This window comes from Candidatus Marimicrobium litorale (assembly GCF_026262645.1).
Classification (GTDB): Bacteria; Pseudomonadota; Gammaproteobacteria; order Pseudomonadales; family Halieaceae; genus Marimicrobium; species Marimicrobium litorale.
The window spans coordinates 687,723-712,626 of record NZ_SHNO01000001.1; the positions used below are offsets into that span (position 1 = coordinate 687,723).

The 24,904-nt window shown below is 52.5% G+C and carries 24 protein-coding genes and 2 tRNA genes; 23 read left to right on the forward strand and 3 right to left on the reverse strand.

Translation table 11 applies throughout. The features are described 5' to 3' along the window. Positions 1 to 132 precede the first annotated feature (132 nt). The 7 genes from EYC82_RS03160 to uvrC all read left to right on the forward strand — a co-directional run bounded on the left by EYC82_RS03160 (position 133) and on the right by uvrC (position 7,713). Positions 133 to 2,457, forward strand: coding sequence for a DNA internalization-related competence protein ComEC/Rec2 (locus EYC82_RS03160; RefSeq protein ID WP_279248100.1), 2,325 nt, complete (start codon positions 133 to 135; stop codon positions 2,455 to 2,457). A gap of 77 nt (positions 2,458 to 2,534) precedes the next feature. Continuing rightward, positions 2,535 to 3,158, forward strand: a complete 624-nt coding sequence (locus tag EYC82_RS03165; protein WP_279248101.1) for a MotA/TolQ/ExbB proton channel family protein — start codon at positions 2,535 to 2,537, stop codon at positions 3,156 to 3,158. Continuing rightward, positions 3,155 to 3,586, forward strand: a complete 432-nt coding sequence (locus EYC82_RS03170) for an ExbD/TolR family protein (protein ID WP_279248102.1) — start codon at positions 3,155 to 3,157, stop codon at positions 3,584 to 3,586. The genes EYC82_RS03165 and EYC82_RS03170 overlap by 4 nt, the downstream gene beginning before the upstream one ends. A gap of 23 nt (positions 3,587 to 3,609) precedes the next feature. Next, positions 3,610 to 4,371 carry a 3-deoxy-manno-octulosonate cytidylyltransferase gene (kdsB, locus tag EYC82_RS03175; RefSeq protein WP_279248103.1) on the forward strand — a complete coding sequence of 254 codons (762 nt, stop codon included), beginning with the start codon at positions 3,610 to 3,612 and terminating at the stop codon, positions 4,369 to 4,371. A 2-nt stretch (positions 4,372 to 4,373) separates the two neighbouring features. Next, complete coding sequence (locus EYC82_RS03180) at positions 4,374 to 4,859, forward strand: low molecular weight protein-tyrosine-phosphatase (protein ID WP_279248104.1); 486 nt, start codon at positions 4,374 to 4,376, stop codon at positions 4,857 to 4,859. Positions 4,860 to 4,864: 5 nt separating this feature from the next. Beyond that, on the forward strand, positions 4,865 to 5,893 hold the full coding sequence (gene murB / locus EYC82_RS03185) for a UDP-N-acetylmuramate dehydrogenase (RefSeq protein ID WP_279248105.1): 1,029 nt from the start codon (positions 4,865 to 4,867) through the stop codon (positions 5,891 to 5,893). Further along, positions 5,890 to 7,713, forward strand: a complete 1,824-nt coding sequence (gene uvrC / locus EYC82_RS03190; protein ID WP_279248106.1) for an excinuclease ABC subunit UvrC — start codon at positions 5,890 to 5,892, stop codon at positions 7,711 to 7,713. The genes murB and uvrC overlap by 4 nt, the downstream gene beginning before the upstream one ends. A gap of 31 nt (positions 7,714 to 7,744) precedes the next feature. On the opposite strand, the gene EYC82_RS03195 is transcribed toward uvrC, so the two are convergent. After that, positions 7,745 to 8,248 (reverse strand): hypothetical protein, encoded by a 504-nt coding sequence (locus EYC82_RS03195; protein WP_279248107.1) that lies wholly within the window; start codon positions 8,246 to 8,248, stop codon positions 7,745 to 7,747. 160 nt (positions 8,249 to 8,408) lie between these two features. Here EYC82_RS03195 and pgsA point away from each other — a divergent pair, with 160 nt between their 5' ends. From pgsA to terL, 10 genes are all read left to right on the forward strand, one after another. Beyond that, complete coding sequence (gene pgsA, locus EYC82_RS03200) at positions 8,409 to 8,978, forward strand: CDP-diacylglycerol--glycerol-3-phosphate 3-phosphatidyltransferase (RefSeq protein WP_279248108.1); 570 nt, start codon at positions 8,409 to 8,411, stop codon at positions 8,976 to 8,978. Between the two features lie 253 nt (positions 8,979 to 9,231). Then, a tRNA-Gly gene (locus EYC82_RS03205) sits at positions 9,232 to 9,307 on the forward strand. 10 nt (positions 9,308 to 9,317) lie between these two features. Then, positions 9,318 to 9,391: transfer RNA gene (locus tag EYC82_RS03210), tRNA-Cys, on the forward strand. 126 nt (positions 9,392 to 9,517) lie between these two features. Continuing rightward, positions 9,518 to 10,618 (forward strand): tyrosine-type recombinase/integrase, encoded by a 1,101-nt coding sequence (locus EYC82_RS03215; protein ID WP_279248109.1) that lies wholly within the window; start codon positions 9,518 to 9,520, stop codon positions 10,616 to 10,618. A 367-nt stretch (positions 10,619 to 10,985) separates the two neighbouring features. After that, a complete protein-coding gene (locus EYC82_RS03220) occupies positions 10,986 to 11,255 on the forward strand; it encodes a hypothetical protein (protein WP_279248110.1) in 270 nt (89 codons plus the stop codon). A gap of 144 nt (positions 11,256 to 11,399) precedes the next feature. Then, positions 11,400 to 11,861, forward strand: coding sequence for a hypothetical protein (locus tag EYC82_RS03225; protein WP_279248111.1), 462 nt, complete (start codon positions 11,400 to 11,402; stop codon positions 11,859 to 11,861). Continuing rightward, positions 11,848 to 13,452, forward strand: a complete 1,605-nt coding sequence (locus EYC82_RS03230; protein ID WP_279248112.1) for a hypothetical protein — start codon at positions 11,848 to 11,850, stop codon at positions 13,450 to 13,452. Before EYC82_RS03225 ends, EYC82_RS03230 begins: the two co-directional genes overlap by 14 nt. Before the next feature lie 329 nt (positions 13,453 to 13,781). After that, positions 13,782 to 14,222, forward strand: a complete 441-nt coding sequence (locus EYC82_RS03235) for a hypothetical protein (protein WP_279248113.1) — start codon at positions 13,782 to 13,784, stop codon at positions 14,220 to 14,222. Positions 14,223 to 14,314: 92 nt separating this feature from the next. Next, on the forward strand, positions 14,315 to 14,527 hold the full coding sequence (locus EYC82_RS03240) for a hypothetical protein (protein WP_279248114.1): 213 nt from the start codon (positions 14,315 to 14,317) through the stop codon (positions 14,525 to 14,527). Continuing rightward, the gene (terL, locus tag EYC82_RS03245) at positions 14,524 to 16,092 is read left to right on the forward strand and encodes a phage terminase large subunit (RefSeq protein WP_279248115.1); all 1,569 of its coding nucleotides are present in this window, start codon (positions 14,524 to 14,526) and stop codon (positions 16,090 to 16,092) included. The genes EYC82_RS03240 and terL overlap by 4 nt, the downstream gene beginning before the upstream one ends. 222 nt (positions 16,093 to 16,314) lie before the next feature. On the opposite strand, the gene EYC82_RS03250 is transcribed toward terL, so the two are convergent. Beyond that, positions 16,315 to 19,290 (reverse strand): UvrD-helicase domain-containing protein, encoded by a 2,976-nt coding sequence (locus EYC82_RS03250; protein ID WP_279248116.1) that lies wholly within the window; start codon positions 19,288 to 19,290, stop codon positions 16,315 to 16,317. A gap of 596 nt (positions 19,291 to 19,886) precedes the next feature. On the opposite strand from EYC82_RS03250, the gene EYC82_RS03255 reads away from it, so the two are divergent. The 6 genes from EYC82_RS03255 (at position 19,887) to EYC82_RS03280 (ending at position 23,532) form a co-directional block, all read left to right on the forward strand. After that, on the forward strand, positions 19,887 to 20,342 hold the full coding sequence (locus EYC82_RS03255; RefSeq protein ID WP_279248117.1) for a hypothetical protein: 456 nt from the start codon (positions 19,887 to 19,889) through the stop codon (positions 20,340 to 20,342). Between the two features lie 352 nt (positions 20,343 to 20,694). Further along, a complete protein-coding gene (locus EYC82_RS03260) occupies positions 20,695 to 21,069 on the forward strand; it encodes an HIT family protein (protein ID WP_279248118.1) in 375 nt (124 codons plus the stop codon). 27 nt (positions 21,070 to 21,096) lie between these two features. Then, the gene (locus EYC82_RS03265) at positions 21,097 to 22,140 is read left to right on the forward strand and encodes an HNH endonuclease (protein ID WP_279248119.1); all 1,044 of its coding nucleotides are present in this window, start codon (positions 21,097 to 21,099) and stop codon (positions 22,138 to 22,140) included. Positions 22,141 to 22,292: 152 nt separating this feature from the next. Continuing rightward, positions 22,293 to 22,796, forward strand: coding sequence for a thermonuclease family protein (locus EYC82_RS03270; protein WP_279248120.1), 504 nt, complete (start codon positions 22,293 to 22,295; stop codon positions 22,794 to 22,796). 81 nt (positions 22,797 to 22,877) lie between these two features. After that, on the forward strand, positions 22,878 to 23,264 hold the full coding sequence (locus tag EYC82_RS03275) for a hypothetical protein (protein WP_279248121.1): 387 nt from the start codon (positions 22,878 to 22,880) through the stop codon (positions 23,262 to 23,264). Positions 23,265 to 23,322: 58 nt separating this feature from the next. Continuing rightward, complete coding sequence (locus tag EYC82_RS03280; RefSeq protein ID WP_279248122.1) at positions 23,323 to 23,532, forward strand: hypothetical protein; 210 nt, start codon at positions 23,323 to 23,325, stop codon at positions 23,530 to 23,532. 159 nt (positions 23,533 to 23,691) lie between these two features. Here the strand turns inward: EYC82_RS03280 and EYC82_RS03285 are convergent, their stop codons facing one another. Further along, on the reverse strand, positions 23,692 to 24,780 hold the full coding sequence (locus EYC82_RS03285) for a DUF1554 domain-containing protein (protein WP_279248123.1): 1,089 nt from the start codon (positions 24,778 to 24,780) through the stop codon (positions 23,692 to 23,694). Positions 24,781 to 24,904: the final 124 nt, after the last annotated feature.

Here is a 24,904-nt window from a genome sequence, read left to right on the forward strand (position 1 = left end):
GCCTGAGCGAGCCCGGCCCCACCCTGACGGTCCGGTGCTGGACGATCCGCTGCTCAATAGTATGCGCTATCGCCCGTAACATTCAAACTGTCGCCCCAAGATTGAGAAATGGGGCACCCGGGAAGCTGCACGATGCAATCATGGATGATTGGCATGGTTCTGGGGCTGGTACTGACCGGCTACGCTCCCGCACTGCCTCCCTGGTCGCTAGTGATTCCTGTGGTGCTGTGGGTAACTGCTCTGGCGCCCCGGGTGTGTTTGCGCTGGCCGAGCCGGTCTGTGTCGCGTGGTTTACTGAGAGTGTTCGTCGGCTTTAGCTGGGGCGTCTTGGTAGGCGTCTCACATGGTCACTTCCTGCTCGATGATCGTTTGCCGACGTATTGCGTGGGTCAATCCCTTGAGGTAGAGGGGCAAGTTGCTTCATTGCCCAGCCAAAGGGCGGTGCCTGGTATCGGTATACGGCAGACCTTCCGGTTCCGCGTAAATTCAATAGCGCCCGCTGAGTGTGCTGCGCCACGCTATGTGCTACTCAATTATTACGGTGCAAGGCGCATGGTGCCCGGTGATTTCTGGCGGTTTCCGGTGCGCTTGAAAAAACCCTGGGGTCTGTCCAATCCCGGGGGCTACAACGGGCAAGCCTGGCTGGTGCAGGCAGGCATCCACGCGACGGGCAGTGTGCGGCTCTCCAGGCCCCACGAATACCTCGGCCGAGGAGTGAGTGGCACGCACCACCGCCTGCGTCAGCGAATTGCCACGCGAATAGAGGCACTGGGCCTCAAGCCTGATATCGCTGCCGTGCTGCGCGCCGTAACGGTTGCCGATAAATCTGCTATCGACGAACCGCTATGGAGCCTGTTCCAGCAATTTGGAATCAATCACCTGCTGGTCATTTCCGGTTTGCATGTGGGACTTGTGGCCGGCATGGGCTACCTCTTCGGCGCGACCCTTGCCCGCCTCTTTGTTCGCAGCAGATATTCAGGCGCATGTGTCCCCGGGCTATGCGCCTTACTGGCGGCTTTTCTGTTCGCCGCCCTTGCAGGTTTTTCCCTGCCCGCTGTGCGCGCTCTGTGCATGTTGGCGTGCGTACTGACGGCAGTGTGGTCGGGGCGGCTGACGATCGCCTGGAGCCACCTGTTGTTGGCTGCGCTTGTTGTTCTGCTGCTAAACCCCCTTGCGGCGATTGGAAGCGGGTTCTGGTTGTCGTTCGGATCTGTGGCGGGGTTGCTGTGGTATTTGTGTTGGCGCCGATCCGTTGGCAGGGCGCGTGCCGTCGTCGGAACACACGCTTATATGGCTTTGCTGATGCTGCCTTTTGGAGCGTTTTTTTTTCAGGGGGCCAGTTTGGTTGGGGCTCTTGGCAATCTAATTATGATACCGCTGGTGGGCTGGATTGTCGTGCCGGCGGCTCTAGCTGCCAGTGCGAGTTATCTGCTCGAATTGCCATTTGAGACAGTGCTTTGGCGCTGCGCTGCTTGGCCTTTGGAGCAAATATTGCCGCTGGGTGCGATGCTCGCCGACCGCGGCGGCAGCTGGATTTACCTGTCGCGGAATACGGCGCTCCCGGCAATCGTGCTAGCGCTGTGCGGGATAGGATTGTTGGTTGTGCCAGCGGCGGGGTGGTTTCGTATGCTCAGCGTGTTGCTGTTTTTGCCTGTTTTACTGCCAAATAAGCCAAATGGTCAGACGCCATTGCAGAAAACCGAAGTCACTGTGTTCGATGTAGGGCAGGGCACCGCCGTGCTGGTTCGAGCAGGTTCGCACGCGCTTTTGTACGATACAGGCGGAGGGCAGCGCGAGGGCCCCAACATCGCAACACGCGTGATACTACCCTTGCTGCAGAGTGAAGGCGTGAACGTCCTTGATACGCTCATAGTGAGTCACCCTGATTTGGATCACAGTGCAGGACAGCAGGCGGTCATAGCCACGGTGAGTGTACAGCGCCTGCGCTATGGTGGCGTTCCAGCACAGACCCTTCCGGGCCTGCCCTGTGTTGCGGGCGAGGCCTGGCAATGGCCCGGTGGGCCGACCTTCCAGTTTCTGTCCCCGGCTGTTGCCATACCCCTCAAGCGTAACAATGCGTCCTGTGTCTTAATGGTCAGGGTCGGAGGCTCCCGTTTGTTGTTACCCGGCGATATCGAGAGCGTGCAGGAGCGGGCCCTGGTGGAATACTGGGGGCGGGGCTTGGACGCCGATTGGTTGCTGGCGGGCCATCATGGCAGCCAGACGTCCTCCTCCTGGCCCTGGCTCAAGTTCTCCTCTCCCTCGACAGTGATTGTCAGCAGCGGTTACGCCAATCGCTTCGGCCATCCCCACGAGGATATCGTTATGCGTTATAGAGCGCTGGATATACAGGTTCTTGAAACCTGGCGCGCGGGCGCGCTAAGACTGGATTTTTCCCCGACTCAGGCGCCGACCTTCACCTTGTGGCGAGACAAGAAGCGGCGCTATTGGTTGTAATGGTGTTACCTGCGCTTCACGCTTTCGCGCTGGTTTGCTTATAATGGTCGGATTATGAACACAGGGGTGGGAATGCTGTGCTAGAACTGTTGATGGCGGGTGGTTGGCTGATGCTGCCCATTGGGCTCTGCTCTATCCTCATGCTCGCTATATGTATAGAGCGGTCCTATACCCTTAATCCAAAAAAGATTGCGCCACCCCACTTGCTAGCTGCGGTCTGGAAGCAGCTGAAAAAGGGTGAATTTGACGAGGGCAAGCTTCGTACCTTGCGTCAGTCGTCACCGCTGGGGCTTATTCTGGCGGCAGGCTTGGCCAACGCATCGCATGGACGCGAAGTAATGAAGGAAAGCATTCAGGAAGCAGCGGGCCATGTGGTGCACGATCTGGAGCGCTATCTCAATACACTGGGCACCGTGGCGGCGGTAACGCCGCTACTGGGATTGCTCGGCACTGTGTTCGGTATGATCGCGGTTTTTGCCGAGATCATGGTGCAGGGTACAGGCAATGCCAGTGCGCTGGCAGGCGGCATTTCCCAGGCACTAATAACGACTGCGGCTGGTTTGACTATCGCTATTCCCGCACTGGTTATGCACCGTTATTTTGTCGGTAAGATAGATGCTATCGTCGTAGAGCTGGAGCAGGAGACGATCAAGCTGGTGGATGCGCTGCACAGCGAGGAAGGTGAGGGCGTTCCCACTTGAGGTTTCGTCGTCAGCAACGGGAAGACCTTGCCATTAATCTGACGCCACTGATTGATGTGGTCTTTTTGTTGTTGATCTTTTTCATGGTGTCGACTACGTTCACCCGCGAGACTCAGCTGCGTATAGACTTGCCAGAGGCGACCGGTGTTCCGGTTGAAACAGTCGATGAATCCATCGAGATACTGGTGGACGAAAACGGAGGCTTTCGCGTCAATGGGCAAGCGCTGGTCGATGGGCGCATGCGCACGCTGCAAGCGGCTGTGTACAAAATTTCTAGAGGTGACACCACCTTGCCGATGATTATTTCGGCGGATGCTCAGGCCGCGCACCAGGACGTAGTGCTGGCGATGGATGCAGCGGGGCAAATGGGGTTTGTGCATCTCAGTATTACCACTCGCCAACCGGCTGCCGTGTCGGACGGCGGCTAGTCGCACGCTTCGAGGATCTCTCCATGTATACCGTTGTCATCCCATCGCGCTACGGCTCCACTCGACTGCCGGGAAAACCGCTGTTGGATATCGATGGTAAACCCATGGTGCAAAGAGTCTGGGAGCAGGCGACAAAGTCAGGCGCCCAGCGGGTGGTAATTGCTACAGATGATCAACGTATTCAGGCAGCGGCACAGGGCTTTGGTGCGGAAGTCTGTATGACCTCAGCAAGCCATTTGTCAGGTACGGATCGTCTCCAGGAGGTTGCGACTTCTTTAAAGCTCGATGCACAACATATTGTGGTCAACGTGCAGGGCGATGAGCCGCTGATCCCGCCCACGGTGATTGATCAGGTGGCTGACAACCTTGCAACCTACACGGATGCTGGCGTGTCCACATTGTGCGAGGAGATCAGCGTTCGGGAAGACTTGCAAAACCCCAATGTGGTGAAAGTCGTGCGGGATAGCCGCGACATGGCGTTGTATTTTAGTCGCGCGTTTGTGCCTTGGCCACGAGATGCCGAGGCTTCATCTAACGGCACACAGCTCTCGGACGGCCTCTGGTATCGGCACATTGGTCTCTATGCTTACCGCACCGCTTTTTTGCACCAGTACGTAGAGTGGCCGCCGGCACCGATTGAGGTGCTCGAGAGCCTCGAACAACTGCGTGCGCTGTATCACGGTGTTCGCGTACATGTCGGGATTGCGTGCGATCCGGTGCCCGGGGGCATCGATACTGAGCACGATCTGGCGGCGCTGCGAGATACGCTGTCAGGGAAGGGCTGAGCATGCCCGAGGAAGCGAATTCCGCCAGGGTGCTATTTGTTTGTTTGGGGAATATATGCCGCTCCCCGACGGCCCAAGGCGTATTCGAAAGCCTGGCAAAGCAAGCGGGGATGGCCAACGTACAGGCGGATTCTTGCGGCACCGGTGATTGGCACGTAGGCAGTGCGCCGGATAGCCGCACTACTGATGCCGCTGCAGCGCGCGGCTACGCTATCGCTCATTTACGCGCTCGGCAACTACAGTCACACGATTTTGATCGCTTCGATTATATTCTTGCCATGGATAAGGCCAACCTTCATGACGTGCAGATGATGAGCCCGCGCGGCTGTCGAAGTCATGTAGGGCTTTTTATGGACTTTGCCCGCGATCGTTCGCCGGCCGAGGTGCCGGATCCATATTACGGCGGTAACAAGGGCTTTGATCAGGTATTGAATCTCGTTGAAGCGGCGAGCGCTGGCTTGATCCTGACCCTGAAGGCAAGGCGCTGAGCCGTATGACGCCTCAGCAAAATGTGTCTCTTCGACGCTTCAACACCCTTGATCTGGAGGCGCGTGCTGCGGCTTTTGTGACGGTGCACAATGAAGACGACCTGCTGCAGGCCCTGCACTGGGCTAAAAAGCGAAAATTGCCGGTTGTGCCTTTGGGTGAGGGCAGTAATGTGGTGTTGGCGGGTGATCTTGAGGCGTTGGTGCTACACCAGCAAAGCAAGGGTCGCGAGGTGCTGGCTCGAGAGGGCAACTCAGTACTGCTGCGCATCGCTGCCGGGGAGGGCTGGCACGACCTGGTCGGCTGGTGTCTCGCAGCGGGTTACCATGGACTGGAAAATCTTGCGCTAATCCCGGGCACGGTGGGGGCTGCGCCAGTCCAGAATATTGGTGCTTACGGTGTAGAATTGGCATCAATCATTCGCTGTGTGCATGCGCGCAGTCTCGTGGATGGAAGCTTGCTGCGCCTGGATAACGCGCAGTGCGAGTTCGGTTACCGGGATAGCGTTTTTAAACACCGCTTAAAGGAGGCTGTCGTCATTACGGCCGTCGAATTCGAGTTGCGGGTCTCTCCCTGCACGCATACCGAGTATCCATCGTTGAAACAATACCTGCGCGATCATTGCCAGCCCAAGCCCACGCCCCGAGATGTCTATGAGGCAGTTGTGAGCCTGCGCAGCGCCCGCCTTCCTGACCCACGACAGGAACCCAACGCGGGGAGTTTTTTCAAAAACCCGGTGTTATCGGAGAGAAGTTTCGAGGAGCTTAAAATATTGGCTCACGATGTGCCCGGTTTTCCTCAGGCAGGTGGAGCGATGAAAGTACCCGCAGGCTGGCTCATCGACCGATGTGGTTGGAAAGGCAGGCGCCAAAAAAATCAGGGTGTGCATAACGAGCATGCGCTGGTGCTGGTGAACTATGGCAATCGCAGTGGCGCAGACCTGCTGGCATTCGCCGCAGAGATACGGGACTCCGTTGAGCGGACCTACGGGGTTACGCTTGAGATTGAGCCAACATGCTACGGCCAGAGTACATGATTCAGTTCGACCATAAGTCGTTCCTCAAAACGCTGACCAGCCGGCCGGGCGTCTACCAGATGTATGACGGCGAGGGAAAGCTGCTGTACGTAGGAAAAGCGAAGAACCTGAAGAACAGGGTGGGTAGCTATTTTCGTGCCAGGGGACTGACCGATCGCACGGTGTCGCTGGTAGGTAAAATCCGCGATATTCAGGTTACCGTGACCAGTACAGAAGTGGATGCACTGTTGCTGGAGCATAACCTTATCAAGTCTCACCAACCCCCTTATAATATTCTTCTGCGTGATGACAAATCCTTTCCCTATATCTTTCTTTCAAGCGAGGATAAGTTCCCGCGTCTGTCGCTTCATCGAGGGTCGAAGCGGCGCAAGGGCGCCTACTTCGGCCCCTATCCCAGCGCCGGTGCCGTGAGGGAATCGCTGCATTTGATGCAGAAAGTATTCAAGGTTCGTCAGTGTGAGGATTCCTATTTTAGCAATCGTTCACGACCCTGTTTGCAGTATCAGATAGATCGCTGCAGTGGCCCCTGTGTGGACCTCGTCAGTGAGCACGAATATGGGCAACAGGTAGAAAACACCAGTCTGTTTCTGCGGGGAAAATCCCAGGAACTGATGGTTCGGCTGGCTGACGAGATGGAGCGTGCGGCGCAAGCGCTCGCCTTCGAGGACGCCGCCGTTTATCGGGATCAAATAGGCCAGTTACAGCAAGTGCAGGCCAGTCAGGGCATTGAAGGTGTGAGTGGTGATCTGGATATTCTCGCTGCGGCGACCTCTCATGGAAGAACCTGTGTGCAGGTGTTGTTTGTGCGCAATGCCCGTGTCCTTGGTAGTCGCAGCTATTACCCCCCTCTCAAGTTAGAGGAGAGTGTCGCCGAAGTTCTTGCGGCCTTTTTGCCGCAGTTTTACCTCGACGGCGCGCGTGACGTTCCCGGTGAGATCGTCGTCAACGCGGCTCTGGAGGCAGGTGACGTACTGGAACAAGCGCTCTCTGCCGCGGCGGACAGGCGGGTGCGTATTCGACACCGGGTTCGTGAGTCAAGAGGGCAGTGGTTGAAGCTGGCGGTACAGACAGCCGAAACCAATCTGAGGGCACATCTGGCAGACAGGCAGACCATTTTAGGTCGTTATCAGGCGCTGCAGGAGTTACTGGCGCTACCGGAGCGGCCTGAGCGTTTGGAGTGTTTCGACATCAGCCACAGTTCTGGAGAGGCGACTGTCGCCTCCTGCGTGGTCTTCGACCAGCATGGGCCGCGAAAGTCAGATTACCGCAGGTTTAACATCGAGGGGGTCACTCCGGGGGATGACTACGCAGCGATGAAACAGGCGCTGCACAGGCGTTATAAGCGTTTGAAGGCGTCCGAGGCGGCTTTGCCTGATGTGTTGTTTATCGACGGAGGCAAGGGGCAGGTATCGCAGGCGATGGATGTGCTGCAGGAATTGCAGTTAAGCGGTGTTGATGTGATCGGCGTAGCCAAAGGGCCAACGCGCAAAGCAGGGCTGGAGATGCTGGTGAACGGCAATACAGGGGTCGAAAAGCGTTTGCCTGTTGATCATCAGGCCTTGCACCTCATTCAGCAAATCCGGGACGAGGCTCATCGATTTGCCATAACCGGACACCGGGGCCGTCGGGACAAAGCGCGTTCGCGTTCTTTGCTCGAGGACATACCGGGTGTGGGTGGCCAGAGACGGCGTGAACTGCTGCGTCATTTTGGCAGTGCGCAGGGCGTGCAGAATGCAAACGTGGAGGAGTTGAAAAAAATCTCTGGTATCAGTAACCGGCTGGCGCAACAGATTTATGACTATTTGCACAGTTCGCAGTAAATGCTCTTGGGTGATATGGAACGGCTCGGCGTTATGGCTCCGGTAAAACTTTCCCGAAGCCCATAATGGATAATGGCGCGCCCTCTCGCGTTCTCGGTAAACCGTTAAACTCGACGATCTCTGCTGCGCGCAGGTCGAGGATCGCGTTGTCGAAGGCGCGCCCGTCGTAGGAGAAGTAGAAGGCGTCCAAGTCGTCAAGCATGTCGATATCGCGCAATGTTCCGGTCAAAAGTTCGATATCCAATCTACCGGCCTGTGCTGGTATATCTGGCTTTGCGAGCATATCCATAAAGTGTACGTTGCGGTCAAACGGATTTAGGTGGGTAGTGAACCCAAGGCCAAGCGGATCACTGAGCTCGGGAGCAGAGCCTGCTGCATCCGGCGGAACAGGGGACATGGTAAGCAGGGGAACGGTAAAGCGCTTTTCGTCAGCGAGCATGCTCACCGCGTCAGAGGCAACCGTGAGAGAATCCCCATGGAATATCGGTTCCGCGTTCAAGCCTGTTGCCGCGCCGCAGCAATAGACGAGGGTCATAAAAAACGCCGGTCGAACCGCACTTTTCAAAAATAAATACTCACCGCACCACGCGTTCATTGCAGACATCGATAGGGTCATCACGCTAGAATAGCATATCGGCTCAGAATGTTGCTCCCCAGGGCAGAGCCTCGACCGTTTTACCAACGAGAACTGTCTCTTGATCAATATTCCCAACTCATTGACCTTGTTGCGTATTCTGCTGATACCCGTGTTGGTGGCGGTGTTTTACCTGCCATTTGAGAATCATTTGTTGTACGCAGCGGGTATTTTTGGCGTTGCAGCACTGACCGATTGGTTTGACGGTTACCTGGCGCGCCGTTTGCAGCAGATGACGCCGCTGGGCGCATTTCTCGACCCGGTTGCCGATAAGCTGATGGTAGCAACCGCGCTGGTGTTGCTGGTCGAGCGACATGTCTCTGTGTTATTTACGTTGGCGGCGTGCGTGATCATAGGTCGCGAAATCGTAGTGTCAGCTCTGCGCGAGTGGATGGCCGAGCTAGGGGAGAGAACGTCAGTAGCCGTGTCCTATGTCGGCAAAGTGAAGACGGCCTTTCAGATGATTGCGATCACAGGCCTGTTAGCCGTGGGCCCTGCGACCAATGAGAGCTGGATAGTGGCACTTTTCTTCTTGGTGCTTTATACCGCGGCGGTACTGACCCTGTGGTCGATGATGATATACCTGAAGGCTGCCTGGATTGTGATGCGGGACCGAGACAACACGTTATAAAACAATTGCTTAAGAGAATTATTTCAGCGTTTTGCTTGACTCTGCAAGCCTGCTGACTACAATATGCGCGTTCTGTTTGAGGCGGCAGCTCATTGGGCAAAGTGCAGCCTCGACGGTTCCGGCAGCCACGGCGGTGGTTAAACGTAGATGTGCGGGAATAGCTCAGTTGGTAGAGCGCAACCTTGCCAAGGTTGAGGCGGGGCGCGCAGCCTCGACGGTTCCGGCGACCACGGCGGTGTTTAAACGTAGATGTGCGGGAATAGCTCAGTTGGTAGAGCGCAACCTTGCCAAGGTTGAGGTCGCCGGTTCGAACCCGGTTTCCCGCTCCAATCCCCCGATGGCTCGGTGGCAGAGTGGTTATGCAGCGGACTGCAACTCCGTGTACGCCGGTTCGATTCCGACCCGAGCCTCCAATAAAATCAATGACTTAAGAAGATATTAACCCCTCCCGGGGGCCGCTGGTGCGCCTGTGGTGCACGTTTATTTATTCCTCTCTCTGTGATAGCGTCCCGATCTATAGCGAAACAAGGGGCTAACACATGGCACAGATTTATAAGCGCGGCGACAGATGGCGAGCCGTCATTCGTATGAAGGGACACCCCTCTAAATCCAAATCGTTTGGTTTGAAGCGTGAGGCGGAGGCGTGGGCTGCGGAGGAAGAAACCAGGGTCAACCAGGGAGGTGCGTCCTCCACCAAAAAGCAGACGCTGTCCTGGTTGATCGATCAGTATCTGGACGAGCGTGACATCAACGAGTACGACACCGAGGTGCTTGAGTGGTGGCGTGGCAAGCTGGGCGGTGTCCGTGTGACAGAGCTTTATCAAGGCGACTTTAAGACCGCTCGCAAATCGATGATGAAACTCAAAGTTGTCACCGGGCCTAACAAAGGCGAGCTAATCGCCCCTGCTACGGTGAACAATCGCATGGCGATCATATCTGCTGTTTTCAGTTATGCGGAGGATGAGCATTCTGCGCTGATGAAAAACAGAGCGCACCCGATACGAGGCATTCGCCGCCTGAAAGTGCCACCGCCCCGCGATCCTTACAAGCGAGGATGGGATGAAGAGGCCCGCGAGTTACTGCTCGCAGAGTGCGGTGCGCTTACCGTAAAGCGCGGCGGAAGTAACCCCGTCCATGAACCTGCACTGCTGATGCTGGTCAAAATGGCGCTGGCATCAGGCGCAAGGGCAGGGGAACTGCTTTCGCTCAGGTGGCGCGACATCGATTTTGATGAAGGTGTCGCTATTTTGTACGACACGAAAAATGGCGATGACCGAATGATTCCGTTAAAGGACTGCATTGAGGATTTGCTCGAATGGAAAACGCTACGGGCCAGAGGTTCGACTGAGCGAGAGCAACAGAATGATCTCGTTCTCTACAATACGTTCAGCGGTAAACCTTACAACTACCGGCAGCACTGGCAGAAAGTGATGCGTGTATGGATGAAAAAGACAGGCATCACTAATTTTCGTTACCACGACCTGCGCCATGTGGCGGGAACTGAATGGATACGCCAGGGGTTTGATTCCATGACAGTGGGCAAAGGTTTAGGGCATCGATCACCCGCCAGTACCAAACGCTACGTCCATCACTCGTCAGAGATGATTGGTAAACTGGGTGTGAGCGGAAAGTCGGGGTGACACTACAATAAATGCAACTCGTTTATGTCAAGCGCCAAGGCAAACTACAATAAATGCAACAATTTCTACAACACTAATAGCAACGTTTGAGTCTATAAAAATAGGGGTTTTTGTAAAACATTGCTTGTAGGTTTCGAGTAATTCGGTATGATTATTTCAGCGACCAATAAAGAGTCGCTGATACTTTAACGAGTCTTGAGCGAAGTAAATATTTGTCACAGTGGAGCCGGACACTTTAATCGGAGCGGCACCGTAGTAAGCGGTATAGAAACCCAGAGTTGCCACTGGCTAACACAGAAAGCTTAAAATACTACCTTCCTGGTTGTGACGGCCAGACCCTAAGACTCCCTAAAACAGGGAGTACATTATGACGTTTCAAGCCAGTAAGCACATGCGGGAGTTGATCCCCCTGGGCGAATACTATTCCAAAAAGAATGATGAGCTTTACGCGCCGCGCTTTCCCGCCTCTCGCCGCCAGTTCCATTACCAGTGCACAGAAGCAAAAGACAAGGGTTTTATAAACGCTCAGTGTGGCGTTTTTATCCTTGGACAGTGGTTTATCTGGCCGCGGGCTTGTACTGAATATATCCAGGCCCAGGCTGAGAGAACGGTCAAACGCTACGGAACTGCAGCATAAAAAACGCCACCACGGGAACGATCCGAGGTGGCGCAAGGGCTTTATAAAAAGCATTAACGAGTGTCTAAAAGCGACAATCGTAGTGTAACACAAAGCACCCTGCATCCCCACGGTTCATTCCTGTTAACCACAAGGAATAGAACAATGGAAAAACCAATAGTAGATATGGTGCGGCTGGCGTCTTTCTGCGTCACTGATAGCCCCGAACCGGCAGAGCAAGAACGAATCCGACACAACCGCAGCCTGGTGGGCCTGATGTATCTTCACGCTGCCCGTCACGCTTTAACGGTGGCGCTCGATGGGACATTCTGTGAGCGCACTGCGCGTAAGTGCCTGCCCATACTCCCCTACCGAATCGCGTCAGACGGTGAGTTGCTCAACCGGCGGTACGCGCCCCTCAATAGCGAGGAGAAAGATTTCGACCGGCAGGATGATTTCCCGCAACTGAGAATCCCGGCCTGCAAAATTAAGGGTGCGGGTTATCTATTTAGTGATGGCTGCAGCCCCTGGCGCGATCGGCTGTCAGCGCAGCGTTATCTGGAGCGCCTTGAGGACATGATCGATTTTGATCTGGACGATCTGGGGGTGCAGCGTGAGCGATTCTAACGTGGAGCCAATAACACCGCCTATCGATGATGAAGCCTTCGACCTGGCGGTGAGCATTGCTAAACGCCTCAAGGCGGAGCTGTCTTGGCCATCGAAAGATGTATGGGCAAACTCATTCGATATCGTCCAGGATGCAGGCATGATACACAAAACGCTCAACAGTGCATTCTGGTCGAGCCAGAGGGGCAAGATGTATTTCCTCAATGATGTGGGCGACCTGGTCTGTTTTGGCAAGGCGGATATGCGGCATTACTTGCCCAGGACGTTTGGCGAGCCTATGGACTACCAGAAGCTGGACGCGTCACTGGATGCGTGGGCCGCGGATATACCGGAGAAGAAGCGGGAGAAAGCCCGAGCGGCCAAGCGTCAGCACTGCATCGCACTACCGTGGGCGTATATCATCGACTTCCTGCTGTACCGCAATCAGCGCGACACGCTGGAGATGTCCGTGGATATGTTCGCCGAGGAGGGACGCATGGAGATGCTCGACGAGTCGGTGCGCGTGATCTACACGCACAAACCTTTCCCAACCGGGCCTTGTGATCAGGCCATCGTTGATGACTTCCGAGAACACTTCACCCAGTTTGATGCGTTTCTGGAGTGGGTGGTAGCCTCGCGTTTTGCACAGGATCGCAAAAAGGCGTTTCTGTGGTTCAAGTGCGACTCCGACTGGGGAAAAGGCTTCCTGATGTCGGCGCTGGCGGAGTTAGGACTGGTAGTCCCCATCTCAGTTAAGGAAGTGGAGCGACTGTTTGAAGGTGGCCCGGTGGGCAAGTCTATGGGCGATTTCAAACGGGCCTTTGTCCTGTTTGTGGACGAGTTCAAGACCGTGCGTAGCGAGTTGAAGCAGCTACAGAACACGATCCACCTCAATCCTAAAAACCAACTCATGCAATCGGTCGAGGTTTACGCGAAGGTTTTCGCGTCTGCCGAGGATGTGCCATCGCTGGCCGCGGACGGCAGTATCGAGGATCAGTTCGCCAGGCGGTTTAACTACCTTGCCGGTAAAGGCTCGCTGGACGCCCGTGCGCTGCGTAAGTCGGTCGGTTCCAGGGCTTATTACGTCAGCATCCGCAACTACGCCGCAACTAGGCTCAACGCGCTGGTGGAGCAATACATTAGCCTGGGGCCAGATGCGGCGGCGTATAACGCCGAGTCCGTGCTAGAGGCATTCTATGACCAGCACCGCATCACGAAGTCGTTCACGCCCATGTCTGACAAGCTGGAGGAACTTGGCGAGGAGTTTATGGGGTGGCTTATCAGTCGCCGGACGGAGATTCTGCCCGGTGCGCGACTGAGTGATGTGGATCGGCTTATATCCGATTCGCTGGTGTCCTATAACGGCGACTGGTATTTGAGAAACGCCAGCACCCTGGTGGGCAAGTGGATCTCCGCCGTGAAGGATGAATCGACAGCCGGTACGATTAAGTTCAAGCGCCGTCAGATATACGAATCGGTCGCGGTTGAGAAGGATGGGCGTGTCATCAAGTCTTACCGATTGGGCGATGACAGCGCCATTACAAACCCGATTACATGCGTAAAGTTGGCGCTGGAGGATCACGAAAAAGAGGCGCTGGCCCTTTGTAACTAGTTACGGAGGCGCTGTAACCGGGGGATTGGTTACAGCGCCAGCCTCGCAGCGGCGCGGGCTGCGGAGCCTTTGTAATCAGTAATCAACTTTTCTTTATATTAAGTAGTAGTAGTAGTAGTAATAAAAGAGAAGAAGAACGGTAAGTAGGCCGATTTTCTGGTTACGGATTACAACCGCCACCCCCGCACGTTTTACTCCGCCTCCAGGCTGACGGCCTCCAGCCTCTAGGTTCCAGCCTCCAGGTTCCCAAACGTCCCGAAACTCGCCCTATGGTATCCCTCCAGGCGGGAGGATAATGGTATTGCAATTGAGCAACGGAGCATTTGATTATGGCCGTAGAGGTTACAGCTAACGGGCGAAAGTCACTCTTTGACCAGCCCACACGGCGTCCCAGAAAACGCCCAGGGCCAAAACCTGGCGGCTACAACCCTGGCGCTTTCACTGGCGCTGATGACCCGCGCCGATGGAAGCAAGGCCCGTGCATGGAGCGCGCCGCTCTGCGCCGCTCAATCGAGGAGATGGCTAAAGACCACGCAGAAGAGGCCTTACAGGCGATCGCCGCACTGATAGATGACCCCAACGCCACCCCTAAAGTGCGCCTAGAGGCTGCGAGTGAGATCCTAGACCGTAGTTTCGGTTCGGTCGTAAACCGCGCAGTGATAGGTACGATCAGTGAGCAGGGCGCGAACATCGAAGAGTCGAACCGGGAGGCTATCGGTCGCCAGGTGAATGCATTACTGAGCAAGCTGGAAGTCGTTTCGGAGCAGTGATTTGCACCATATCCTGCACCATTCGGCCTTTAACACGATAAATATAGACTAATACAGCGGATAGATAATCCGTGTACGGCAGGAAACGAGCGATGGAAGATGACCAAAACCAGGACGCGCCGCAGGTTGATTGGCATGCAATCGCTGCTGCTGGCGTCGATCGCATGACCCAACTCGCGTCTGCCTTGCGGGCCGAGGCGAAGGGCGACGATGCTACCCACCCCCCGGTCGTTTCTGAAACGAAGTCCGCGCATAGGCCAGACGCTGCGGAAAATATTTCTGAAATTTCAAAAAATTCCAAATGACTCTCCCGTTACCCGATGGCCTCACCCCTGAAGACCTGAGACTTCTGGAACGCTATCAGGACATGCAGCGCGCCCTGAACGATTTCCAATTTTTCGTAGAGGACTGGATGCGGCCCACCGGCCATCCAGATTTCGCTTTTGATTGGCAAGCGCACCACAAGGTTATAGGGCAGACGCTGCAAGACGTAGCGGACGGCAGGCAAAAGCGCGTCATCATTTCAGTATCGCCCGGTGCCGCGAAGACAACGCTACACGTTCAATTTCGGGCGTGGATGGCAGCGCGTAACCCTGACCATCAAAACATTGCGGTAGCGGCCACACAGGCGCTCGCAGAGTCGATAGGCCGGCGAGTGAGATCCGCGCTGCAGACAAAAGAGTGGCAACTGTTATCGAATACCGGCATTCACCAGGATCAGCAAAGCGTTGCGAGTTTCGGTTACGGCAACGGCGGAGTGCAAAATGCGTTTGGTCTGGGGGCGAAGCTAATCGGTCGCCGCGGGCATCTGATACTGGTAGACGATTATGTTGGGTCTTATGAGGATGTCGCTACCGAATCCCAGCGCGAGAAGGCGTGGGAGTGGTTCAGGGGCGCGCTAATGTCACGCCTGATACCCGACAGTCCGCTAGTGGTGATCGGTACGCGCTGGGATCAGGACGATATTATCGGAAAAATTCTCGCTAGCCATGAGGCGGGCGACTGGACGCATATCCGTATGCCGATGGAGGCGGATTCGCCAGACGATCCGCTGGGTCGCGCAGCAGGTGAGCGCCTCTGGGCGAACTATTACAGTCAGGACGAGATCGACTCTTATAAGTTGGACGTTAAAAACTGGCACTGCATGTGGCAGTGCAGGCCACTGCTGGACGAGCAGGAGTGGTTGCCGCTCGAAAATCTGCCCGTGATAGACCAGCGACCCGCAGGGCTGACTTCTACGTTTGCCGGTGTTGATATCGCGCTCACTGAGGGTGATGGCGACTACACCGTCATCCTAGTCGGCGCGTTAACGCCAGACCGCCGCCTGGTGCTGCTGGATTGCATCCGCAAGCGAATATCTCCCGATAAGATCATCGAGGAACTGGTGCAAGTGCATCAAGCGTACAAGATCACCGAGTTTTTGATGGATGATGACAACGCATCGAAGACGCTGATGTCACTCGCAAATGAGATGCTCCGCAGGCGCGGCATTTTTCTACCTTTCCGGAAAATGCCGATGCACGGGCAGAATAAAGAGGTGAGGGCGGCTCCATTCAAAGGATTGGCGCTGCAGGACGGTGTCAGGCTACTCCGCGGCCACTGGAATGAGGCGCTACTGCACGAGGCGAGCCAGTTCCCGAGACAGGCGACCGGCATTCACGATGACATCATCGACGCCGCGGGTTTGTTAGCGAAGCGCATATCCGTTATGTCCAGTGGAGAGATCCCCGCACAAGAAAAGCAGGCGACTCCCATCGAAGGCGCAGTCCGGATGCAGGACGGACAGATGGTCTTAACCGAAACGCTGGAAGAGTTATTCAGCGAAAGAGAGCGAAACCTATCGGCCTCAAGAAGTTTCGGGAGAATTTAGCCGACAATTACACGCATCAACCGTGCTCATCTTCACAGGTAGCGATTGCATCCCAATAAGCCTCATTCCCCTTGTACTGATTCCCAGTGGCCTCCGGGCTCCAAAGATATGATTTACTGTCGAAGCATTTATCAAGAGCAGATTGCCCGCAAGCTGAGAGACCAACTACAAAGAATAACAACATTAATATTCTGGCGATTCTAATCCGTGTGCAGCGTCTTTTCATGCTTCTTTCCTCAACGGACTCCACTGCCCAGAGTGAATTGAGTATTCATCAACCACTGACTCTCGGTCATCTACGATACGAACACATATTTCGTTAGCCAACGGTGACCAGACTGATTCTTTTAGGAATTCCGGCGAGAACGCTTCTTCCAAGAAGCTTTTTTGCCAAACTCCATTCTTCGAATCCCATCGATACCCACTTGCCTTTAGTTGATCTTTTATTGCATAGGTTGCACCCTGGTTATCCCGATTAAGATTTCCCACTCGAACTGTCAGGCGACTGTTTTCATCTTTAATGGGTGGAAATTGCTTCCAATCAAAATATCGAAGTGATTGCTTGGTCATTATTTCTTCAAGGAACGGCGACCTAGTCTGTTGTGAATCTGTCAAGATAATTAAGGTATCTACTGCACGGGTAATCGCCACATAAAATAGCCGCCTTTCCTCTGAAATAATTTTTCCAATGTCGTCTCCAAGAACACGTGTAAAAATCCAATCTGGATGAATAAGCGGATAGCTTCTGTGAACAGCATCCACTACGATTACGGCTTCATTCTGAAGTCCCTTATATTTATGAGCCGTAGACGTTGAAATTCTATCCCTCAATTCTTCGGGAAAATACGATCGCACAAGATCACAATAGCGATCAAGGCCATTTGTCTGGCGAGATTGAGTAGAGGTGTAATTCACGTACCACGGCAATGTGTTTTTTCTAGACAGTAGAACCACATCTTTATCGGTGGCCAGCAATTTTGATACGAGCCTCAATACTGCGGGCGTGATCTCGTCACCATTGTGTCGCTCCTTTTCTCTATCAGATGGAATGAAATCCCAAAGGCTACCGAGTAGGATTGTTCCATTCTCTTCCTTATGTGGGTCAGCAGGTTTGCCAAGGCCTTCCATTAAGGCATTGCCAAGTGCCACGATCGATTTGGATGATCGGTAATTTTTTGAAACGTACAATTCACGTGAAGGGGAAAAGTAATGCTGGAAATTCTCATAAAACTGTAAGTCCGACCCGGCAAACCCGTTTATAGCCTGCCAATCATCTCCAACACAGAAAAACTCGATTTGGCTATTTTGTGAACGTATCGCCTCAATGAGTCTAAGAAATAAATCAGAGAAGTCTTGATACTCATCGATAAACATATAGCGAATATCCCTCAAATCTCCTTGTCCTGATTTTCTTTCAAAGATTGATTGCCCTTCACGTATGCTGATTGCGGCTCTCTGCATCAAGCCGTCGAAATCTTCTTCTCCAGTTGCTTTTAGGCGTGCGAGGTACCCACTATAAAGGGGTGCTGCAATTTCCAGGAACTGCTCCTCGAGCGCACTCAAGTCGTGATGTGAGTCTATAAGGTCAGTCAATTGGCTTCGCGTAAGAGATAGTTTTCTACATCGTTGGATGAAACCAACTGCGGTGGTCGTAAACCTGTCTATTGCCCTTTCTTTTATCTTATTCCATATTTGCTCTTCAGTTAGAGGCGAGCAGCTCACCCCATTTTCTTCTAACATCAGTTTGAATATGGTAAAAAAATGATCTCGCCCTACAGAAACATCGCTGGGGATTACTTCTAAAAGCTCCCAAGAGCGTGTTTGTTTCCAGTATTCTCTTTTTCGCTCCGTTAATTCATCATAGTCAAGGTCACCCCGCAACCCAAAGTATTCAATAATTAAACCGCTTTCCTCAGAAAGAAAAATTGTAAAATCGGGCCGGTAGTTAACGCCTTTCCACCAGTAGTTTCTCTCATACTTATAAGGAATATCATGCTCAAATAAGAAATCTGCTATTAACTTCTCTCCGTAGGATTTCAAATATTCACCACGGAGACTGACATTTGGCAATGACCTTCGATACTCAACGAGTTCTTTTTTCTCTAGATCATAACCACCCCTAACAATCTTTTCCCAATCGGCTCGAAAATGCTCAAGCATCAATGAGCGTATTTTTTCCTTAAATCGAGAATCACGCAGAAAATCGTCGATAACAGACTGGAGTGATCGGCTCTTTGCGTGACTATTGTTCGTCGCATCATCATAGAGCAAGGCTTCTTCCGGGTGTACTGTTGCATAAGCTAGTGCATGGAACGTCATTACGTGCGGAATCCTATCCCCAAAGTGTTTCTCAAGCCGTTCCTTTATCTCCTCTGCCGCCTTTCGATTGAATGCAAGCAAGATTATCTGCCCGGGTGATACATTGCAGTGTTTCTGCAAAAAGATTGCGCGATTTACTAGTGTTGTGGTTTTTCCGCTACCCGCACGGGCTATTACTTGAGTATGCTTTCCATAGCTTGCTATCGCAGCTGATTGTTGACTATCAGGCTCTTTTTTAACTTGTTTACTTACCCAAGCCTGAACAAATCGTATCTTCTCAACCTCATACTCATCGCGAGAAACGACCTCAGAATATTGTTCCTCGTAAAAAAGATCGGCCTTTAGAAAGTCTTTTTGGAAGTGCTCTTGCATGCTGGCAAGAGCGTTTGCGTTCTCCAATCGCTTTCTCTCTATTTCGATTCGTTCTTTTTTTTCTCGCTGTTCAGCGAGCAATCTTTCTTTCTCTTTTCGTTTTTTCTTTTCTTCTAGAGCTTTTGCGTTCTCCAATCGCTTTCTCTCTTTTTCGATTCGTTCTTTTTTTTCTCGCTGTTCAGCGAGCAATCTTTCTTGCTCTTTTCGTTTTTTCTTTTCTTCTTCAGCTTTACGCTCTGCTTCTTGGCGTATCTTTTTTTGTTCTGTATCTCGTAACGTTCCCTCAAGCTTTTCTCTAATCAAATCTGGCAGATCAAGCCATTCGTTATTAGTGAGTATGCCTTTCAGTGATTCAAGAATTGAGCGCTCTATGTCGTCGCCAGATTCAGGAGATTTTGTTAGCTGCGGTGCGAGAGTCTCAAGATAGAACGCTTCATAAGATTCCCAATCGCACCAATGCGAAATCAGCTGATCGAGTAATTCCTCTACTGTTTGTTCTCGCTTCATTGGTTCACGCTTCTTTTTTATGCGAAAAAGATACAGACATGGAGTGGTCTATGTAACACCGATTCCCAGTATGCAGATTTCATTTTTAGATGATCTCTATTCATATCAACGTCTTATTATTGTCGTTGGCTCATATAATAGACATACGAGGCCAAGCTCGCTGCGGTGGGCATTGTATCCGAAAGGACTTAGAAGAGGCGAGAGTATAATAGCTGAGCAAACAGGTAGGACATTCTCTCCGTAAAACTGCCGACGTTCTGAGTAATCGTGAATTCGATTCGCACGCTCAGGCCACTAAGTATACTCACCCTGTGAACCTGCCTGAAAAGACGACCTGTTCATGCCCACAGGATAGAATCTGACGCGAAAGAGTTTATAGTCTTGCTCGATGCATCTGAGGTCTTGTATCCGCAGTTCATGGGAAAGGTAAGCAGGCTATACTAGGGAGAAACTCTCACCCGCTGCCGTTTCAGAGACTGGCCTAGTCTGATTGGAGAACAAAATGAATATCGGAATAAGAGTAATCTTGACCAGCTGCCTAGCGATCTTTTCTGCGACTGCTTTCGCGGAATGCGTGGGTTCAACCGCGCCAGGAGGTGCTTGCTCAACTGCGCCAGGTGGAGGTCTTTCAACCGCACCCGGCGGAGGACTTTCGACTGCCCCTGGAGGCGGCCTTTCAACTGCGCCGGGTGGGGGTCTTTCAACCGCTCCCGGCGGAGGTCTTTCGACTGCCCCCGGAGGCGGCCTTTCGACTGCTCCCGGTGGGGGTCTTTCAACCGCTCCCGGCGGTGGACGCTCGACTGCGCCGGGAGGCGGCCTTTCAACTGCACCGGGAGGCGGGTGCTCAACTGCGCCAGGCAGAAGCCCCGATCGTTGGAATCGGCCTAATCCTGATTGTTAAGCAAACACTAATACTGGCAAACACTGACGTTGGCATAAGCACTCTGAGATGTTTTATGCCCAGTAAGGAAAATATATGCCCGATATTTCTATCACTGATCTTAATAGAAAATTTGATGCTGCTGAAAATGGTAGTAAGGCAATACGCATAATCATACCCTACTATAATTCCAGAGCAGTTAACTCGGAAATCAATACCTTCATAGTCGATAAAACGGTTCAGCATTTCCGAAATAATAACCAACCTGATGGCACCTATAGACTTGGACACGGTCTAGAATTGGTTTTGGGAGAAGATAGTGAAATATGGGAGGAGGCACCTTTCTAATTGTTTACGTAAGTAGGACTTAGGGTCAGAGGAATTAACTTCATGGACGGTATTGAATAACCAGATATCAAGATTTTATAGACTGAGAAGGCTCGCTTTAGTTCTGCTCCTTATAGAGGTTTGCACCCCGATACTCTGTATACTTGTGGCTGGAGCCAACCGCCTCCGGGAAAACAATGCCTAACTGCCTTTTTTGCACGATGGATGATTCGAGAATAATAGCATCCAACGATCTCGCGTATGCTATTCGTGATGGATTTCCTGTTACTGAGGGCCATACCTTGATCATTCCCAATCGTCATGTTGAGGACTACTTCGGCCTCTCCCAAGATGAATTATTGGCCTGCGATGCGCTGCTGAACTCATTGAAAGAGAAGATTCAGCAGGACGACTCAAGTGTTGCTGGGTTCAACGTGGGCATAAATGCTGGCGAGGTTGCAGGACAGACTATCTTCCATTGCCATATCCATCTTATTCCTCGGCGTAAAGGAGACGCAGAGGAACCCAGAGGGGGGGTTAGGCATGTAATCCCAGGAAAGGGGTTTTACTAAGGCCATGACTTGCCGAGAAGTAATCTAGTGATAGATGAGATTAAAGATTCCGTCGTAGCCGACTATCTCCACAAGAGCGAACAAACGCCTGTCGATGTGACTCGATCTATTCTCGTTTTTGGAAAGAATTCGGCAACTTATAAGTTCGCGTTATCAAAGACGTTACTTGAAATGGCTCCAGTGTCTGAAGCCTCTTACGCAGAGATCGGCGAGATTTTTTTGCGTCATCTTGTTGAGCATCACAAAATTTGTCCGCATCAAAACAAGCGCGATGGAACAGATCTTTCTAAGGCTATGGATAAATATGTAGCAAATAACCTGTCTTGGAATGAGGTATTCGGCGTTGCCGAAAAGTCAATTTACAATAATGTCTTCGACGCTTTCCATAACATTGGTGGTGGTTCAATAGACAAGCGCTGCTCGTTGTTTGAGCATGATAAACTGCGTAAAAAAATCGTGTTAACAGACAATCTCAACCTATTGCAATCTAACGACACAGTTAAAGCAGATCTACTGAGTGAGAGCGAGGCAAGGTGGAGAGTTGTCGAGGAGGCGTGGCGTGGCAATCTCTCGCCTCTAATGCTTCTCGATGAGAGAGAAAAGCTATTTTTTACCACGGTTGGCGACCATAGGGTTAATCTGAGATCAGCAGTGCCGACATTAATGCCATATCAGTTTGGAGCCTGTTTTTACTGCGGCTGCGCGCTCAAAGAATCCGTTTCAAGTCACGACGATGAGTTTCCTGATGTTGACCATGTATTACCTATTTCACTATTAGTCAGAGAATTTCCGACAGAAGCACTCAACCCAAATGGAGTATGGAATCTCGTCTTGGCATGCAGGCGATGTAATAGAGGAACTGATGGTAAAGGCGGAAGCATTCCTCACGCTAGATACTTTGAGCGGCTCCTAGCTCGTAATATCTACTTCACAAAAGAACACAAACACGCAATGAAGTATTCCGTGTTGAAAAGTTTGGGTGCTAGAAATCACGTCGACGTAAAGCAGCGTATGCAAGAAATATATAAGCCATTTAGCTTCTTTTATAAATGGAGTCCACGGATCTCTTAATGAACAGTTTCGAGGTAATGTTTGATAACGTTTCGGCCGACAACCATGTTCGGAATGGTCAATCCGAGATTATCTTTGAGTGAAACCCGACACCTGCCAACTAAACCCTATCCTTCCTTTCAAAGACCGCCATGTGCATGAGGAGATATTCATTGAGACTGACCGCTTTAGTTCTGCTCCTAGCTGCCACTGGTGCATTGGCAGACATCACTGGGCGAGTCGTATCAGTCACAGACGGCGATACGATCAAGGTTCTGGACAGCACTAAAACTCAGTACAAAGTTCGACTGACGGGCATAGACGCGCCTGAGAGGGGGCAACCGTTCGGCACTGCCTCCAAGGATAATCTGAGTCGCATGGTGGCAGGTAAAGAAGTCTTCGTAGAGTCAGATAAGAAAGATCGCTATGGCCGAGTCTTGGGCAAGGTCTGGGTGCAGCCTTCGGATTGCCCTGCCTGCGGAAAGACGCTAGACACCAATCATGCTCAGGTACTAGCAGGGATGGCTTGGTGGTATAGGTACTATGCTAGGGAGCAGTCACCGGAAGATCGCGGTAGGTATGAGTCTGCCGAGGATGAGGCTAAGGCCAGGAATTGGGGGCTTTGGGCTGATCCTAATCCGATCAATCCATATGATTGGCGGAAGGGGAAGCGGTGACCAAAATCGACTTGGGCACGATCGCCGCGAAAAGATAGATCGTTATCGGTCACTATGTAGATACTTTCGAGGCAATTCTTAATGAAGTATTTTTTGATTCTAGTATTTTTCTTTCCTGCACTCGCCAGTATGGCGGCAATACCCACAAGAGACCTCAATTGTGTTATCGAAGATTACAAGAGTTTTAGCAGTTATCCAGAGAACCAAAAGGTTAAGGATATCCACATAGGCTCAAATTTCCATGTGGATATGCCAAGCGGTGTAGTGCTCGGTGCACGCGTATCAAACGCCAACAGTGTGTATCGTAGAGATGTGGCTGAGGATACAGAGGCGTATTCAGTGACATGGACAAATACCGGCTTTAAAGAGCCCCCAGCAGTTCTTTTCGTGAGTAAAGATCAAGACCGTTCATTTTGGTACGCCGACCATGTTCGATTCTTCAGCGGCCACTGCACCCCTCTAATTTAAAAGCGGGGCTAAAGAATATCGTCTATCTTTCTTTAAGCCTCACATTGAGGGACGAATCATGAAACTCCTAAACCACACCCCCGACAAAGTCACCCTCGAACTCTCCCTCCACGAACTTCACCTCGCCAATGCCCTGATTCAGGTGGGCCGTATATCGCATGAGTGCGACTCACCAGAGGGTCAGGCGCTTGAGGATGGTTTTAGGTCGATTGTGATTAGGATGGACGAAGCGGCGAAGTCTGAATTTGAATCTGGCGGTACGCATTAAAGTTGCGGGCACAGCCCGCATTGGGGCTTACGCAACACGCTGGTGGCGTTGGGTGTGTGCGGGCTTACCCGGAACGCAGGTGCTGGTTGAACAGAACGCACTCACCGGGGCCACGGGCAGACTGTCACCCGCACAGTAACGCCCCGGTTGGCGCTGTCGTTATTGTTCGAAACAAAAAAGCGCCGAAGGCGAGGTACATCCAACAAACTGGACGTAGGGAAGCCAACCGAGTTGCGCAGTGGAAAATCCAAGGTAGGCAGAACCCGTAGTCCGGCCGAATGTGGCCTGTTCGTCTGTAGAAGAAGTGAACCCAAGGCAACTCCCCACTAAGTACTCGTTGGATCCAGGTATGAGCTGGAACCCCCCCTCCGGTCCGACTGCGGGCCCGTCTGCATTCGTGTTAGTGAAGACAGACGCATTTTTGGTCGTGCCCAGCTCTGTGAGGTTGATCGGAGCTAACAGCCCGTCTGTGAAAGGCCCACCGTAGGGTGGCTGGGGAGCTATCAAATCTTCGTACCCCACTGCGATCACGGTGCCATCAACGAGCGTATACGAGACATAGGGTGATTGTGTGAAGCGCGTATTCGGAGCCTCAATGCCATCCGAAAGCCAAGCTTTATACTCGCCAGACAAACTTGCAGCCGCAGCGAGATCGTTGCACTTCTGATCGGCACCGGCGAGACCGCCGAGGTTGCCAGTGTAGCTTTCGCTCGTCACGAAGACGGTTTTCGACTGCGCTATCGGACAGCCGAAGCCATCGAGATTTGGCCCCTCCAGAGGACAGTTGTCATCAGCATCCAGCACACCGTCATTGTCATCATCAGGGTCGAGGTAATCCTTGATCCCGTCTTCATCGGTATCAACGCCAACAAACGTAAACAATGGCTGTGCGTAGTAAATCGTTCCCGAGGCAAGGACTGTGTCTGCAATTCCTCGCTCTGGCTCCACAAGCGTGTCGATGATAGCAGTCGAAATAGTGCATGTCGGGTTTGTTGAGTCCGGGCAAAGGTAATTTTTGCTACCCTGCCACTTTGAAAACACATACCCGGGTCTGGGCACCGCAGTGAAGGTTTCAATAAAGCTAGTATCAGTAACCTCATATTCACAGAGACTACCCCCAGCACAGTCTCTGTTCCCGCTGAGAGACGTGACATCACCCCCGGAGGTAACGGTCAGTGCGAGCTTGCAACCTGTGGCCAGCATAGCGAGGGATATGATGAGTAGGGCTTTGATGCTGAGTCCGTTCATGATGAGTCCTTTTTTCCAAAAAAAACAGCGCGTCTGGGCGCGGATAATACAGGTTCCTAAGCGCGTTTTAAACGGTGCAGAACACCCGTAATCGTAGGCTATTGTATTTGGACTGCTCAGATAA

What these genes read in the sequence shown, in the direction of transcription:
- EYC82_RS03240 (WP_279248114.1), top strand. Translation starts at nt 14,315, where the DNA reads ATGGAAGATGACCAAAACCAGGACGCGCCGCAGGTTGATTGGCATGCA.
- EYC82_RS03250 (WP_279248116.1), bottom strand. Translation starts at nt 19,290, where the DNA reads ATGAAGCGAGAACAAACAGTAGAGGAATTACTCGATCAGCTGATTTCG.
- EYC82_RS03280 (WP_279248122.1), top strand. Translation starts at nt 23,323, where the DNA reads ATGAAACTCCTAAACCACACCCCCGACAAAGTCACCCTCGAACTCTCC.
- EYC82_RS03225 (WP_279248111.1), top strand. Translation starts at nt 11,400, where the DNA reads ATGGAAAAACCAATAGTAGATATGGTGCGGCTGGCGTCTTTCTGCGTC.
- murB (WP_279248105.1), top strand. Translation starts at nt 4,865, where the DNA reads ATGACGCCTCAGCAAAATGTGTCTCTTCGACGCTTCAACACCCTTGAT.
- EYC82_RS03180 (WP_279248104.1), top strand. Translation starts at nt 4,374, where the DNA reads ATGCCCGAGGAAGCGAATTCCGCCAGGGTGCTATTTGTTTGTTTGGGG.
- EYC82_RS03285 (WP_279248123.1), bottom strand. Translation starts at nt 24,780, where the DNA reads ATGAACGGACTCAGCATCAAAGCCCTACTCATCATATCCCTCGCTATG.
- uvrC (WP_279248106.1), top strand. Translation starts at nt 5,890, where the DNA reads ATGATTCAGTTCGACCATAAGTCGTTCCTCAAAACGCTGACCAGCCGG.
- EYC82_RS03260 (WP_279248118.1), top strand. Translation starts at nt 20,695, where the DNA reads ATGCCTAACTGCCTTTTTTGCACGATGGATGATTCGAGAATAATAGCA.
- EYC82_RS03160 (WP_279248100.1), top strand. Translation starts at nt 133, where the DNA reads ATGCAATCATGGATGATTGGCATGGTTCTGGGGCTGGTACTGACCGGC.
- EYC82_RS03215 (WP_279248109.1), top strand. Translation starts at nt 9,518, where the DNA reads ATGGCACAGATTTATAAGCGCGGCGACAGATGGCGAGCCGTCATTCGT.
- EYC82_RS03275 (WP_279248121.1), top strand. Translation starts at nt 22,878, where the DNA reads ATGAAGTATTTTTTGATTCTAGTATTTTTCTTTCCTGCACTCGCCAGT.
- EYC82_RS03235 (WP_279248113.1), top strand. Translation starts at nt 13,782, where the DNA reads ATGGCCGTAGAGGTTACAGCTAACGGGCGAAAGTCACTCTTTGACCAG.
- EYC82_RS03195 (WP_279248107.1), bottom strand. Translation starts at nt 8,248, where the DNA reads ATGACCCTCGTCTATTGCTGCGGCGCGGCAACAGGCTTGAACGCGGAA.
- EYC82_RS03220 (WP_279248110.1), top strand. Translation starts at nt 10,986, where the DNA reads ATGACGTTTCAAGCCAGTAAGCACATGCGGGAGTTGATCCCCCTGGGC.
- terL (WP_279248115.1), top strand. Translation starts at nt 14,524, where the DNA reads ATGACTCTCCCGTTACCCGATGGCCTCACCCCTGAAGACCTGAGACTT.
- kdsB (WP_279248103.1), top strand. Translation starts at nt 3,610, where the DNA reads ATGTATACCGTTGTCATCCCATCGCGCTACGGCTCCACTCGACTGCCG.